At 47.0% G+C, this 15,395-nt stretch carries 12 protein-coding genes and 1 tRNA gene; 4 read left to right on the plus strand and 9 right to left on the minus strand.

What is annotated here, in order from left to right; genetic code table 11:
• Positions 1–59: 59 nt before the first annotated feature.
• Positions 60–2,588, minus strand: a complete 2,529-nt coding sequence (locus tag AB6805_RS30755) for a YfhO family protein (protein WP_370913272.1) — start codon at positions 2,586–2,588, stop codon at positions 60–62.
• 343 nt (positions 2,589–2,931) lie between these two features.
• Between AB6805_RS30755 and AB6805_RS30760 the strand changes: the two genes are divergently transcribed.
• On the plus strand, positions 2,932–3,738 hold the full coding sequence (locus AB6805_RS30760) for a queuosine precursor transporter (protein ID WP_370913273.1): 807 nt from the start codon (positions 2,932–2,934) through the stop codon (positions 3,736–3,738).
• Positions 3,739–3,781: 43 nt separating this feature from the next.
• On the opposite strand, the gene AB6805_RS30765 is transcribed toward AB6805_RS30760, so the two are convergent.
• Positions 3,782–4,234, minus strand: a complete 453-nt coding sequence (locus tag AB6805_RS30765) for an NUDIX domain-containing protein (protein ID WP_370913274.1) — start codon at positions 4,232–4,234, stop codon at positions 3,782–3,784.
• A gap of 18 nt (positions 4,235–4,252) precedes the next feature.
• A complete protein-coding gene (locus AB6805_RS30770; protein WP_370913275.1) occupies positions 4,253–5,191 on the minus strand; it encodes a magnesium transporter CorA family protein in 939 nt (312 codons plus the stop codon).
• Between the two features lie 89 nt (positions 5,192–5,280).
• Here AB6805_RS30770 and AB6805_RS30775 point away from each other — a divergent pair, with 89 nt between their 5' ends.
• On the plus strand, positions 5,281–6,780 hold the full coding sequence (locus tag AB6805_RS30775; protein WP_370913276.1) for a polysaccharide biosynthesis C-terminal domain-containing protein: 1,500 nt from the start codon (positions 5,281–5,283) through the stop codon (positions 6,778–6,780).
• Positions 6,781–6,848: 68 nt separating this feature from the next.
• Here the strand turns inward: AB6805_RS30775 and dapF are convergent, their stop codons facing one another.
• On the minus strand, positions 6,849–7,631 hold the full coding sequence (dapF, locus tag AB6805_RS30780; RefSeq protein WP_370913277.1) for a diaminopimelate epimerase: 783 nt from the start codon (positions 7,629–7,631) through the stop codon (positions 6,849–6,851).
• Between the two features lie 245 nt (positions 7,632–7,876).
• On the minus strand, positions 7,877–8,755 hold the full coding sequence (locus AB6805_RS30785; protein ID WP_370913278.1) for a nucleoside phosphorylase: 879 nt from the start codon (positions 8,753–8,755) through the stop codon (positions 7,877–7,879).
• Between the two features lie 197 nt (positions 8,756–8,952).
• Between AB6805_RS30785 and AB6805_RS30790 the strand changes: the two genes are divergently transcribed.
• Positions 8,953–9,023 (plus strand) — tRNA-Cys (locus AB6805_RS30790).
• Positions 9,024–9,470: 447 nt separating this feature from the next.
• Complete coding sequence (locus tag AB6805_RS30795) at positions 9,471–9,959, plus strand: GNAT family N-acetyltransferase (protein ID WP_370913279.1); 489 nt, start codon at positions 9,471–9,473, stop codon at positions 9,957–9,959.
• A 55-nt stretch (positions 9,960–10,014) separates the two neighbouring features.
• On the opposite strand, the gene AB6805_RS30800 is transcribed toward AB6805_RS30795, so the two are convergent.
• From AB6805_RS30800 to AB6805_RS30815, 4 genes are all read right to left on the minus strand, one after another.
• Complete coding sequence (locus AB6805_RS30800; RefSeq protein ID WP_370913280.1) at positions 10,015–10,752, minus strand: DUF1080 domain-containing protein; 738 nt, start codon at positions 10,750–10,752, stop codon at positions 10,015–10,017.
• Between the two features lie 50 nt (positions 10,753–10,802).
• Positions 10,803–12,125 (minus strand): Gfo/Idh/MocA family protein, encoded by a 1,323-nt coding sequence (locus AB6805_RS30805; protein ID WP_370913281.1) that lies wholly within the window; start codon positions 12,123–12,125, stop codon positions 10,803–10,805.
• Between the two features lie 378 nt (positions 12,126–12,503).
• Positions 12,504–14,009 (minus strand): sigma 54-interacting transcriptional regulator, encoded by a 1,506-nt coding sequence (locus AB6805_RS30810; protein ID WP_370913282.1) that lies wholly within the window; start codon positions 14,007–14,009, stop codon positions 12,504–12,506.
• An 81-nt stretch (positions 14,010–14,090) separates the two neighbouring features.
• Positions 14,091–15,185, minus strand: coding sequence for a VWA domain-containing protein (locus AB6805_RS30815; protein ID WP_370913283.1), 1,095 nt, complete (start codon positions 15,183–15,185; stop codon positions 14,091–14,093).
• Between the last annotated feature and the right edge of the window lie 210 nt (positions 15,186–15,395).

Below are 15,395 nucleotides of genomic sequence, written 5' to 3' on the forward strand. Positions count from 1 at the left end.
AAAAGAAGAAGGGCGGAGATGATTCTCCGCCCTTCTTCTTTTATATCATAGTAAGATGTTTACTTTTTGGCAGGTTTTTCCGGGGCCACCGGTTCGGGTGCAACACCTGTTTTGTTTTGCCTGATTACCTCAAATATGAGGGAAGCCGCTACCAGCAAGAGTAGGAGGATAGACGTGATATTGGCAATTTTGAGTCCTGTCAGGAATGTCTGCGGCTCAAATTTCATTTCTATTTTATGCTCCCCGGCGGGTATTTTCAGTCCGCGCAGTGCGTAGTCGGTACGGATAATATCGGTGGGTTTACCATCGATAAATGCGTTCCATCCGGCGGGGTAGTATATTTCAGAGAACACGCCGAAACCTTCCTGGCTGTTACGGGAGGTATATTCCAGTTTATTCAGGCCGTATTTGGTGAGTTTGATGGCAGCGGTGCTGTCGGCGCCTGGCTTGAAGCTGCCCAGTTGCTTTTCAAACCGTTTATCGATCACTGCGGAGTCGCGGGTATTCAGCGCATCCAGCGTTTTCATTTCTGTATTGGCATCGGGCGCCCATACGATATCACGCACAAACCATGCGTTGCCATAGGCGTCCGGGTTGCGTTGTGCTACAGGCTGCCCTGTTTTCTGATCCGGAACGATAAAGTATTTCGTGTTGAGCATGTTTAGCACATGCATATTATTTTTGGCGATCTGGTGGGAGATGAGATCCTGGTAAACCCACAATTTCGCGGGACTGTAGCCACCGATATTTTTGTGGAAGTAAGAAGGAGACGCATCATCAAACGGGGACGTGGTAAGATTGAACACGCGGTAGTATGGGTCCGGGTCCTGTTTGATCTGAAGGTCGGCAGCGGATGGCTGCAGGTCCTGCATATAGCTCATATCATCCACGAAACTGTCGCTGCCGAGGTAGTTTTTATCTACCTGCCACAGGTCGATGGTAATGGCTGCGGTGATAATGATCGCTGATACCTGCCACTTCATTTTATTCAGCAGGAAAGCCCAGATAGCACCTGCGGCCACGAGGATGAAGAACACGGAGCGGAACGCATCTGTAAGCAATAGGCTGGCGCGGTCTTTCTCCAGCGCGCGGATGAGCAGTTTACCGTTTTCCTCGCCACCCATCATTTGGGCGAAATATTGCAGCATGCCTTCATCGCTGGCAGATTTGAAGCCTACGAAGAAATAGCTGATGAGAATAAAGCCAAGGATACATGCGCCGGTGATCAGCGCCGACTCTTTCAGTTTTTTTAATAATTCTTTGGTGGTATGCTTGCCATTGGCAATTTCCTGCAAGCCCCAGCAGGCCAGCACCACAAAGGTGAGTGACGGCAATACCAGCGCCTGCGCAGGTGCGCGGAATTTATTATACAGCGGAAGGTAGTAAAACAGCGGATCATTGATGAACGCCATGTTTTTACCCCATGCCAGTATGAAGCCGATAACCGTTATAGCAATCAGCCACCATTTATGCCAGCTCTTCACTAACAGTAACGATAATACGAAAAGGAAGCAGATGATAGCGCCTACATATACGGGACCGGAAGTACCTTTCGACTGGGCGCCGTAATAGAGCGGTAATTTCTGCTGGCTCAGGAACTGTTCTACCTGTGGTTCTGCGGCGCCAAGGCTAATCATTTGCTGGCCAAAGTTGGAGCTTACTTTCAGCTTCTGGCCGGAGGAATTACCCACGTAGCCAGGTATGAGGAGGGTGCCCGATTCTGCTTTACCATAGCTCCAGTCGTAGGCGTAATCGATATCCAGGCCGGTAGACTTCTTCTGGTTTACATCATCTTTATCCAGTGTGAGTTCCGATTTGCTGCCGCGCATGGTGTAGTCGGTGTATTCACGCAGGATCATGAGACTGTCCATAGAAGTGAGCACCGCCAATATGCCGGCCACGGCCAGTAAGGCCGAAGCTTTGAAGAACTGGAGCAATTGTTTCTCCCGGAAAAAATGTATAAATGCACACACGGCCAGGCAAAACACCATGATCAGTGTGTAGTAAATGATTTGCAGGTGGTTATTATAAACCAGCATGGCCGTGGCCAGGGCGGTTAACGCAGCGCCGGTGAGCAGGCGGCCACGGTAGGTGAGGACAATGCCTGCGAGTACCGCGGGCATCAGGGCAATATCGTACATTTTGGTAACGTGACCTACATCAATGAGGATCACATTATAGGAGCAGAAAGCAAATGCAATGGCGCCCATTACCTTGATCCAGTATTTGAAGTCTAATATACAAAGGAGCAGGTACATGGATATCATGGCCAGGAACAGCATATTAACGGGATCCGGCGTATTCAGCGTCACAATTTTATTCATGTACGCTATTTTATTGGCGCCGGGACCTGTAAATATCACATAGGAGGGCATACCAGAGAACATACTGTTGGTCCATAACGGACGTTCGCCGGTTGCTTCATAAAAGTCCTTTGCCTCTTTCGCCATTCCTTTTACATTCTTCATGTCGCTCTGATTCACCACCTTGCCTTCAAGGACAGGAGCGCAATACACAAATGCCAGCAGGAGGAAGATCCCTATTGCTGCAACATGTGGAAGAATGGCTTTTAGCCAGTTTTGCTTCATCGGATATTTTGGATTTAGTTTTAAAGAAACAAAAATAACTGTAATTTATCCGAAATTTCAATATGCGCAGGATCCGGTTCCTCTTAAAATTTGCATTTATATGCAATCTGTGCTTCATAACCAGTGAAATCCTGCGCATCACGGCTTATGATCATTCTTTTGATAACGTGGTGAATCACATACTGGTATTGGGTGTAGGTATTGCTTTCCCGCTGAATGCCATTTTGTGTGTGCTGACGGGCGTGTTATTATTGTTAAAAAAAATACAATGGAAAACATTGCCGCCCTGGTTATATTTGTTCAATATTGCTATCCTTATATTTCAACTTATAGTTAATTACTAATGCTCAGAAATCTGTTAAACGATAAGCCCACTAAACTGTTCGTGATATTTACCAGCTTCTTTGTAGCCAATGCGCTGATTGCAGAATGTATTGGCGGTAAGTTGTTTTCCCTGGAGAAGTTACTGGGATTGCCCGTGCATACTTTCACCCTTTTTGGCGAAAGCGGATTGGCGTACACCTTAACGGCAGGGGTGTTGTTATGGCCACTGGAGTTTGTAATGACGGATATTGTCAATGAGTATTTCGGGCCGAAGGCGGTGCGCCGTATTTCCTATATCGCGGTGGGGTTGATCTCCTATGCGTTTATTATGTTTTGGGTAGCCATGAGCGTGCCTGCAGATGGCTGGTGGAAGGGCAGCCGGGCGGATGCCGGTATTCCCGACATGCAGAATGCCTTCACCAGTATTTTTGGCCAGGGCATGTGGATCATACTTGGCAGCTTAACGGCTTTCCTGGTGAGCCAGATCGTGGATGTGACCGTGTTCCATAAAATTAAAAAACGTACAGGAGAGAAGCATGTATGGTTGAGGGCTACCGGTTCCACCATTGTATCGCAGCTGGTGGACAGTTTTATTGTATTGTATATCGCCTTTAAGCTGGGCAACGACTGGAGCTGGCAGCGGGTACTGGCCATATGCCTGGTGAACTACAGCTATAAGTTTGTGGTGGCGGTAGTGCTCACGCCGCTGATCTATTTGATAGAACACCGGATAGAGCGTTACCTGGGGCATGATACCGCTAAGCAGATGAAGGCGGCGGCGATGGGGAAGGAGCAACCGTTTGAAGAACCTGTTACGAACGACTGATAAAGAGAAAGGGGCTGTTTGATCAAACAGCCCCTTTCTCTTTTTAATATTTTGCTTTTACCAGGTCGGCCACTACCTTATCGATGGGCAGGGTAACGGCTGCTGATGAAAAGTCGTCCCAGCTGATCCAGCGGGCGCGTTCCACTTCTTCCACGCCTTCCGGTATGGTAAAGTCGAACGGCGTGGTGCTTACGGATGCCGTAAACGGCGACAGTGGCGTTACGAGGTAGTAAATAGAGATGATTTGTGTAACGTTGTCGAACGCTGAGATCTGGAAGAAGTCGGTGGTATAAATATGTTCTACCACTTTTACATCCTGGCCCAGTTCCTCCTGCCATTCGCGTACGATGCACTCCAGGGTGCCTTCCCCGAATTCCAGGCCACCGCCGGGGAATTTGGTATAATAACCCCCACGGATATATTCATCGCTCACCAGCACCTGCTTCTGATCGTTGATCATGATGCCGTATACTCTTACGTTAAATCCTGTTTGCATATGCTTAATTAAAAGGGCTTAAAACCATTTCTTCTTCATAAAATACCAGCTGATGACTACAGAAATAGCGATAGACAAGATAACCGGTATATAGAAGGCATGAAGGGTATGCTGGTAGGGGATATCCACGTTCATGCCATAGATACTGGCCACCAGCATGGGGAATGTAAGGATGATGGTAATGGAGGTGAGCCGCTTCATCACCACGTTGAGGTTATTGGAGATGATGCTGGCAAAGGCATCCATGGTGCTGCTGAGGATATTCGTATATACGTTGGCCATTTCCAGGGCCTGGGAGGTATCTACGATCAGATCCTGCAGGAATTCTTTTTCATCTTCGTTCAGTCCCAGGAAGTTAGTCCGTTCCAGTTTCATGAGCAGCAGCTCATTACTGCGCAGCGCGGTTACAAAGTACACCAGGCTTTTCTGGATACGCATGATACCCAGCAGTTCCTCGTTCCGGTTGGAATCATATAGTTTAGCTTCCAGCATGTTCCTGCGCTGGTTAATTTCCTTCAGGTAATCGAGGAAATTGATCACCACTTTCTCAAATATTTTCAGGACCATCATATTCCTTTTTTCGGGAGAGCGGTTATGAAAAGTATTCAGGAACTTTTTGATAGCGGTATTATCAAAAGAATTTACCGTAATGATCTGGTGGTGGGTCAGGATAATTACGATGGGGATGGTAATGTAATAGGCTTCACTTTCATTGATCGAATTGTTTTCGGTCGGCGTTTTCAGGACAATGAGTTTTACATTGTCTTCCAGCTCAAACCTGGATTTTTCGTCAATATCGAGTGAATCCGTGAGGAAGTCCAGGGGAATATCGAGTTCCTCGGATAACTGTTCAAATTCGGCCTGTTTAAGCGGTGGGGTAATATTTACCCAGGCGCCGTTTTCCGGCTGGTGTATTTCTACAGTTTTGGAATCTATATTTGTAAAATACTGGATCATCGGGCGCAAAGGTAGTTAAAATGTTGAATCCTGTTTTCATTTGATGTAATATTGTGCAACAGGAAACAGTTAAAATATTTTATATATAAATGGGAGTTGTAAAACATCAGAGTCTGCGGTCGTCTGTGTTGATTTATTTGGGCTTTGCGATAGGCGGGATCAATACGTTATTACTGTTTCCGGTATTTTTCAGCGGGGATCAATTCGGGTTAACCCGGATTATAGGGGATATAGGGGTGATTGTGGTGCCGTTTTGTACCTTCAGCACGGGTTTGATGATTAACCGGTTTTATCCCTATTATGCCTATCATTTGCCGGAGAAGAAAAACGACCTGATGGGGTGGGTGGTAATTGCCACGCTGATAGGGCTGGCGTTATTTTTTGTGGGAACGGTGGTGTTTAAGGACCTGATTGTCCGGAAATATGTAACGAAGTCGCCCCTGCTGATAGAATATTTCTATTTCCTGTATCCTTTTGTGACGGGGATCGTATTGTTTTCTGTATTTGAAAGCTATAGCTGGTCGCGGCACGAAACGGTAGCGCCTAATTTCCTGAAGGAGTTGCTGATCAGGATTATGACTTCTGCCATTATAGGGCTGTATGTATTCAAGCTGATCAGTTTTATTGTTTTCATGTGGCTTTTCAGCCTGCTGTACATTATTGCGCTGGTGTTGTTGCTTTTTTATCTCTGGCGTAAGAACCTGTTGTATTTCTCCATAAAGGTGAGCAGTGTTACCTCGCGGCTGTATAAGCGAATGATGATCTATGCGTTTTCCCTTACCTCAGCTACTATTTTTAATCTCCTGTCGCAGAATATCGGGGCGCTGATCATTGCGAGCATCAGCGGATTGGACGAGGCCGCGTATATGACCATTGCCACTTACATGGCGCAGTTGATACAAGTACCGCAAAGAAGCATTTCCTCGATTGCCACACCTATTATTGCCCAGTCGTGGAAGGACAAGAACATGGCAAAGATTGATGAAATTTATAAGAAGTCATCGATTTTACAGCTGGTGGCTGCGCTTTTTATTTTCTGGGAGATATGGCTCAACATTGATGATATATACCGGATTATGCCGCATGCGTATTCTTCGGCTAAATACCTGGTTTTTTTCATGGGCATAGCCAAGATCATTGACATGGGCACGGGGGTGAATCAGCAGTTGCTGGCTACTTCCCGTTTCTGGCGCTTTGATCTTACTTCGGCCACGGTGCTGGTGATATTGTCAATTCCGCTGAATTATTTCCTGATAAAGAAGTACGGGATGGTGGGATCAGGTTATTCCATGATGATCTCGCAGTTTGTGTTTAACGGTATCCGTTTATTGTTTATCCGGAAGCGTTTTGGACTGCAGCCGTTTTCTATTAACACATTAAAGGCATTAGCGGCCAGCGTGGCCATTTACTATATCAGCAGCCTGCTTCCGCCGTTAGGTAATCCTTTTATCAGTATTGTGGTACACGGAGTATTGTTCCTGGTGTTGTTTGGAGGTGCCATATTGCTGATGCAGGTATCCGAAGATATTAATCATACTGTTGCCGCTACGTTACGTAAGGCAGCCAACAAGGTATTCAGAAGGAAATAAGGATACAGGCATAAATGAGAAAGCCGCCCAATCATTTTGGGCGGCTTTCTCATTTATTTATATTTTGATTATTTGGAGATTTCCCCTTCAAACACCAGTGTGGCGGGGCCACAGAGCCAGATGTTTTCAAAAGTGCGTTCACCGGTTTTGGTAAAGCGTACTTCCAGTTGTCCACCTAAAGTTTGTACCGGCACTGTGTATTCTTTTGTTTCTGTGCCGGCGAAAGTAAGTGCGGCGGCGGTTACGCCGGTGCCGCAGGAGTAGGTTTCATCTTCTACGCCTCTTTCGTAGGTGCGGACAAATATCCCACTTTCAAATTTCTGCACAAAGTTCACGTTGGTACCTGCTGCTGCGAAGCGGTCGTTGTAACGGATGCCACGGCCTTCATTAAACACATCTACTGCCTGTACGTCTTCCACAAATTTTACAAAATGTGGTGAGCCGGTATTGAGGTAGTAGTAGAGGGGGCCATGTTCCACATCATCTACATCCTGCATTTTCAGGTTTACCCAGTTGTTACCATCCATGGTAGCCTGATGTTCGCCATCCACTGCGATGAAATAGAGGTTACCGTCGCCTACGCCCATTTTGTGGGCGAAAGCCGCGAGGCATCTGCCGCCATTACCGCACATGGTGCCTTCGCGGCCATCTGCGTTGTAATATTTCATGGCGAAGTCGTAGTCCTCGCTTTTATTGAGCAGCATCAGGCCATCTGCGCCAATGCCGAAGCGGCGGTCGCATAGTTCATTCACCTGTTCGTCTGTCAGCCAGTCGTATTGTCCATCCCGGTTATCCATAATGACGAAGTCATTGCCGGTTCCCTGATATTTATAGAAGTGGATTTTGTTCATGGGTACAAAGATAAAAAATTAACCGATGCGCGGATTTTGTCTTTCTCAGGATTACGCTGATTATACTGATTAGTTTGATTTTTACTTTTGGATTTTATAAAGGATTAAGGGAGATAGCAGCGGATATATTCGCTGCTATCTCCCTTATTTATTATTAAATCTAAAAATCCAAAAAAATCCAAAAAGTAAAATCAGTAAAATCAGTAAAATCAGCGTAATCAGTGCTTCAGACAAAATCCGCACTGTTAAATGGCGGCAATAATGCCCAGTCCTTTTTCGACCAGGGCTGCCACTGCTGCGCCGCCATCTTTACTGAATTCCTGGCGGATGCGGTTGGCAACGATGGCGCTTATGGAAAGGCATTCGTGTCCGAGTACGCGGCCCAGGCCATAGATGGCAGAGGTTTCCATTTCGAAGTTAGTGATGTGGTGGTGCTCGTAGCTGAAGCTGGTGAGTTTATCGATCAGGTTTGGATTAGACAGGGCGCCACGGAGTACGCGGCCCTGCGGTGCATAGAAACCGGGGCAGGTAACGGTGATGCCTGTATGAAAACCATCTGTGAAATGTTCCTGTAGTTTTGCAGATGCTTCAAAGAGGCAGGGGTTGGCGCCACCGGGCTGCAGGAATACCTGTCCGCGGAACGACTCCATCAGCTGCTTTTCTGCGCTGGTATTTTCAAACATGTAATAGTTCATGAGGTTGTCGAGGCCCAGGCCATGCGAGGATACCACAAAACTATCCACCGGTATATTTTCCTGCAGGGCGCCGGAAGTACCGAGGCGGATGATTTGCAGGGAGGTGAGGGTTGGTTTCACCTGGCGTGTTTCAAAATCTATATTTACGAGTGCGTCCAGTTCATTGAGCACGATATCGATATTATCGGTGCCGATGCCGGTAGAAACTACGGAGAGGCGTTTGTTGCCGATATAGCCGGTATGCGTTACAAATTCACGGTGCTGGTATTTGCCTTCTATTTTATCAAAGTGTTTGCTTACTGCGCCTACACGGTCTGGGTCGCCTACGGTGATGATGGTATGGGCCAGTTCATCCGGTCTTACATCAAGATGATATACGGCTCCGCGGTTGTTGATGATCAGTTCTGATTCTGCAATACGGTTATCCATTGTACTAATTTTTATTATTCGCAAATCAACATTTCCAGTGTCAATATTCCTTTGTTCTGCTATATTATCAAAATATTTTTTCAGATATTTTTTAAATAATATTTGGTGGTTGTTAGAAATTCACTACTTTTGCAATCCCACAAAACGAATGAGATGTACGCCAGTGGGGGACTTACGGCGAACATTTTGAAACTGATGGTTCCGTGGCCGAGTGGCTAGGCAGAGGTCTGCAAAACCTCGTACAGCGGTTCGAATCCGCTCGGAACCTCTACATATCTCTTTCTTAAAGCCGCGTACACCGCGGCTTTTTCATTTCCGGTAAAACTGTAATAGATTTTTGTAATGGCAACCGGCATATTATGTGCCAAAGGGGCTGGGTGGAATACGGGGGTATCTGAGAAGTATAGGTGTGTTTGAGGTGGAGATGCCCGCTGCTGGCTGGCTTCAGGGGTCAAAAAGAAATAATGCAAAGTGTGTTGAAATATCAAATCAAAAGATTATATTGCATACCCCGCAAGAGGCAGGTGAGGTTATCAGAAGGCAAGAGATTTATCAATAATTTACTATAGCTATCTAAACACAGCGTGTGTAATTGATAATAAAGATATCGGCGGCATTTTCTATTAAAATATGGAGCTGCCATCATTTTCCGGTCAACAAGCCTTCTGCATGCAGAAGGCTTGTTGCGTTTTATATACATTAAAAAGAAGTGGTTATGACAGAGATTATTAAAGTAACCGCCGAAGATTCCAAGCACCTTAACCAGGTGAAGCTGCTTTTCCGCGAATATGCCAATTGGCTAAATGTAGATCTTAGTTTTCAACAATTTGAAGATGAGCTGGCGAACCTGCCGGGTGTGTATGTGCCTCCAACCGGCGCATTGTTCCTGGCATTGGTAGATGGACAGCTGGCCGGATGTGTGGCCGTGCGGTCATTCGACAACAGTACCGCAGAAATGAAGCGTCTTTTCGTAAAGGATGCCTTTAAAGGACACGGCGTAGGGAAGGCCCTGGCCAGTGCCGCCATTGCAGAGAGCCGGGAGCTTGGATACAAGCGGATCCTGCTGGATACATTAGCGCATATGCGTCCTGCAATTGATTTGTACACCTCACTCGGATTTCAGCCGATCGCTGCGTATTATGACAATCCCATCAGCGACGCAGTGTATTTATCGCTGAATATTGAAGAGGACAGTTTAACTTAAAAAAAATGCAGCGGAGGATTTTCCTCCGCTGCACAACATATAAAAGGATGATAGCTTACAGGGGTCTTATCCAGATATTCCTGAAGCTTACCGGATTTCCATGATCCTGCAGTGCGATGGATTTGGCACCGTGTTTTACATAGGTTGGTTTACCGATATATTCTGTTTTACCTTCCAGCTCCACATTATTCTGCACCAGTACGCCATTTTGCAGTACAGTGGCTCTTGCAGGAGATTTCAGGGAACCGTCGCCATTAAAGCGGGGAGCGGTCCAGATTACATCATAGGTTTGCCATTCGCCTGGTTTTTTGCAGGCATTTACCAGCGGAATTTTTTGTTTGTAAAAGCTGCCGGCCTGCCCGTTGGAATAGGTGCGGTTGTTATAGTTATCCAATACCTGCAGTTCGTATTGTTCCTGCATAAATACACCGCTGTTGCCGCGGCCCTGGCTTTCGCCTTTTACTTCAGCAGGGGTGCGCCATTCGATATGCAGCTGGAAGTCTTCAAACTGTTCCTTTGTTTTAATAACACCACCTCCTTTTACAACTGTCATAGCATCATCTTTCACCTCCCATTTTGCGGGTCCTCCCTTTTCTGATTCCCAGCTGTCGAGGTTTTTGCCATTAAACAGTATGATCGCATCTGATGGCGCCGTAAGGGTTGCTGTACCTGGTGTAATTACTTTTGGTACCGGCTCCCATACTTCCGTGGCTTCAGGTTTCATCTGCTCTTTGTTTTGCGCTGTTGCGGTAACGGCAAGCAGGGTACAGGCAGATAGCAGTAGCGTACGCATGTGTCTTTTTATTTTTATTGGGTAGATGATATTTAAATATGTGTTTTCGTTCAGGCGGTAACGTTAGGCAGATGGTACCCGTTATGGTATTGGGCTGCTAACAGTTTATTGGCATCGCTGTCGGTAAATTTACCTGTTTGCTGATCCCAGTATACTTTTTTACCTGTGCGATAGGCGATATTCCCCATTTGTGCGGTGGTGGCTACGAGGGAGCCTACCTGTACGGAGGCGTGGAGGTCGTCGAGTTTCCTGGACTTCACTACTTCCACGAAATTGGTGGTATGGAGGTCGAGGCCGTTATCAACGGACTTTTGACGTGGTACGGCTTCCATTTTCCCTTTTTCGGGGATCACTTCCCATCCGCCGCGATCCAGCACCAGTGTACCGTTGTTGCCGATAAAGGCAATACCGTGATCGCGTCCGTAAGGGCCGCCATCAATGCCTATAGCTTGTTCCCACTGGATGTTATAGTCATCGAATTCATAAACGGTGGTGAGTGTATCCGGTGTTTCGGCGGCATCATCGGGGTAGGCGAACTTACCGCCTGCGGCCATGATGGATTTTGGTGCGCCGGATTTCATACCCAGCAGGGCATAGTCGAGCAGATGCACGCCCCAGTCGGTCATCAGGCCGCCCGCATAATCCCAATACCAGCGGAAGTTAAAATGAAAGCGGTTGGGGTTAAAGGGCCGGGTAGTGGCCGGTCCCAGCCAGGCTTTATAATCCACGCCTTCGGGCGGGGTGCCGTCCGGTTTTACGGGAATGGACTTCATCCAGCCCATATAGGCCCATGCTTTTACCAGGCGTACTTTGCCCAGTTTGCCGGAGTGTACAAACTCGATGGCGTCTTTAAAGTGTTTTTGGCTGCGTTGCCATTGCCCCACCTGTACAGCGCGGTTATATTTCTGTTGGGCGCCTACCATAGAGCGGCACTCTATGATGGAGTTGCCCATGGGTTTTTCTACATACACATCTTTACCGGCGGCGCAGGCGTCTGTCATTTGCAGGCAGTGCCAGTGGTCAGGTGTACCGATAACAACGGCATCGATATTTTTGTCTTCCAGGAGCTTGCGGTAATCGCTGTAGGCTTTTACCTTGATGCCTTTTTGTGCGAGTTCGGCGACCCGTTTATCCAGCACGTTTTTATCTACGTCGCAGAGGGCAACGCATTGTGCGGCAGGGTTTTTCAGCATGGAGGTAAGGTCGGCCCATCCCATACCGTTAATACCGATGGCGGCGATATTGAGCCGGTCGCTGGCGGCTACGGTTCGCAATGGGAATGCCTGCAGTCCGGCTGGCAGTGCAGACACCAATCCTGCTCCTGCCACCAGGGTGGAGGCGGATTTGATAAAGTTTCTACGGGAGTTATTCATGTAATAAAACGTTTTGTGGAATGTGGAATTGTTAAATTGACAATTAAAAATACAAAATAGGGAAAAAAGTGGAGTTTATCGCCTTCGATGCGAATTTTGTCTTGGCTCAGGATTACGCTGATTTTACTGATTAACTGGATTTTTACTTTTTTGATTTTTAGATTTTCTTAAAATAGTAATTAGGGGAGATAAAAGCGAATATATCCACTTGGATTTTTTGGATTTTTTTCAGATTCAATATAATTAATATAATTAAGGGAGATAAAAGCGAATATCCGCTTCTATCTCCCTTAATCCTTTATAAAATCCAAAAGTAAAAATCCAGTTAATCAGTAAAATCAGCGTAATCCTGAGCCAAGACAAAATCCGCGAAGGCGATTACTCCTCCTCCGGCTCGCCGCTTTCGCCGCCGAGGCTGAAGTTCATCATGGTGCCCAGCAGGTCGCTGAAGCGGGTTTCGTTTTCTACTACTTTTTTGCTGATAAGTGAGTAGGACGACAGGCCGTGCAGTACGAATTCCATGAGCAGCAGGGCTTCTTTGCTGTTGGCTTTCGGGAAGCGGGCTTTGATGAGTTCTTTCAGTCCGTCTACTTTGCTGAGGGTAGCGTCGTATTGTTTGTCGCTGATATCCTGCAGGAGCTGAACGGAATTGCCTTTATCGAACCACTGGATAACGCTGCGGTAGGGGTTTTCAGCAGGTGCGCCGGCTTTCTTTTTCTTGAAGGAATCCGGGTTGGGGAAGTAGATGGCGAAGAGGGTGCGGATGGCTTTGTCGAGCAGGTTATGGGCCACCTGGAGCGGACCTTCCTGTTCGCCTTCATATACCAACTCTATTTTGCCGGTGATGGCAGGGATGATGGCCTGCAGATCGGCGATGCGCACCTGTGTTTCCTTTTCCTTGTTGATGATGGCGCGGCGTTCGCCGGCGCTCACCGCGTTTTCGTAGGCGGCGATGGTTAAGCGGGCAGAAACACCACTTTTCTTATCAACGTATTCGCTGGAGCGGGCTTCAAAGGACACCTGTTCGATAAGGCGTTTTACCATATCGGCGATTTGTACTTTGGCTTGCTGATCTTCGTGGATATCGGCTTCCTGTTCTGTGATGAGCAGGGAGTTTTCTATTGTTTTCGGGTAGTGGGTAATGATCTGGCTTTCGATCCTGTCTTTCAGCGGGGTTACAATAGAGCCGCGGTTCGTATAGTCTTCCGGGTTAGCGGTGAAGATAAACAGGATATCGAGCGGCATTCTCACTTTGAAGCCCCTGATCTGTATATCGCCTTCCTGAAGGATATTAAACAGGGATACCTGTATACGTGCCTGGAGGTCGGGTAGTTCGTTGATGACGAAGATGCCGCGGTTTGACCGGGGGATGATCCCGAAGTGGATCACTCTTTCATCTGCGTAGCTGAGTTTCAGGTTAGCGGCTTTGATAGGGTCTATATCGCCTACGAGGTCGGCAACGGAAACGTCTGGTGTAGCCAGCTTTTCGCCGTACCGTGCGCTGCTGTGAAGCCACGTGATGGGCGTCTGGTCGCCTTTTTCGGCGATCAGGTCTTTTGCGTAGCGGGAGAGCGGGTGGAAGGGATCATCATTTACTTCAGATCCTTCCACTACGGGAATATATTCATCCAGGAGGTCGGTCATCTGGCGGGCCATGCGTGTTTTGGCCTGGCCGCGTAAACCGAGGAAGAGGATATTATGTCTTGACAGGAGGGCTCTTTCGGTGTCGGGGATCACCGTGTCTTCATAGCCGATGATGCCGGGGAAAGTGCTTTCCTTTTCTTTTAATTTTCTGATCAGGTTACGCCTGATTTCTTCTTTTACGGAAACTGGTTTATAGCCGCTTTTTTTGAGTTCGCCTAGTGTTTTTATGTTTGTGTTCATCTTTAATAATTACGCATTACAAATTGGCAGTAGCTGTTGGCGGATGCGGGGATCCGTTTTTGTCTATGCTGCTGTTTACTATTAATAAAACTTTCTTTTGCCGCTTTCGAAGTCGCGGAAAAGAAACTGTCCCAGTTTATCGGTGCCGGAAAAGAATGCTTTACCGTTGTTGGTTTCGGTAAATTCTGTTACGAACTTCTGGAGCCACGGATCGGTGGCTACCATAAAGGTGGTGATGGGAATTTTCAGCTTTTTGCATTGGGCGGCCAGGTTGAGGGTACGGTTGAGTATTTTCCTGTCGAGGCCAAAGCTGTTTTTATAATACTGTGATCCTATTTTCAGGCAGGTGGGTTTTCCATCTGTGATCATAAAGATCTGTTTGTTCGGGTTGCGCCTGCGGCGGAGCAGGTCCATGGCCAGTTCCAGTCCTGCTACAGTATTGGTATGGAATGGGCCGACCTGCAGATAGGGAAGGTCTTTGATTTCTATCTGCCAGGCATCATTTCCAAACACAATGATGTCGAGGGTATCCTTCGGGTAGCGGGTGGTGATCAGTTCTGCCAGGGCCATGGCCACTTTTTTAGCGGGCGTGATCCTATCTTCCCCGTAAAGGATCATGGAATGGGAGATATCGATCATCAGGGCGGTAGACGTTTGTGTTTTGAAGTCGGTTTCTTTTACTTCCAGGTCGTCCTGGCTGATGGAGAAACTGTCTATACCGTGATTGATCTGTGCGTTACGGATGGAGGCGGTAATATCCAGCTGATCCACGCCATCGCCAAATTCGAAGGGGCGTGTTTCGGCATTGAGCTCGTCGCCCATGCCTGATTTGCGGACATTATGATTGCCGGTAGCTGATTTTTTCAGTTTACCGAAGATTTCTTCCAATGCGTTTTTACGGATGGTTTGTTCTGCTTTGGAAGTAATTTCTATGGCGCCGCTTTCCTCGTTTTCGCGGATGTATCCTTTATCTTTCAACTCCTGGATAAAATCGCCGATGCCGTAATCCTGGCTGGTGAGATTATATTCGTTGTCCAGCTCAGTGAGCCATTGCAGGGCTTCTGACACGTCTCCGCTGGTGTAGGTGAGGAGTTGGGTAAAAAGGTCCAGTAATTTCTGGAAAGGTGGTTTTTTGTTTTCGTCCGGGTTGAACCTGGTAAATTGTATTCCTCTCATAGCTTAGCTCATCTTCTGAATTAAATTTACCACTTTTCGCGGAGAATCGCCTTCGGCGATTTTTAAATTGTCTTACTGCCTGATTACGCTGATTATACTGATCAGGATGATTTGATTATGCTTGATTTTTTTTATGATTAATAATAATTAAGAGAGATAAAAGCTGATATCCGCTTATATATTCTTTCATCCTTTATAAAATCCATTATA

Source organism: Chitinophaga sp. RCC_12, from assembly GCF_041360695.1.
Lineage (GTDB): Bacteria > Bacteroidota > Bacteroidia > Chitinophagales > Chitinophagaceae > Chitinophaga.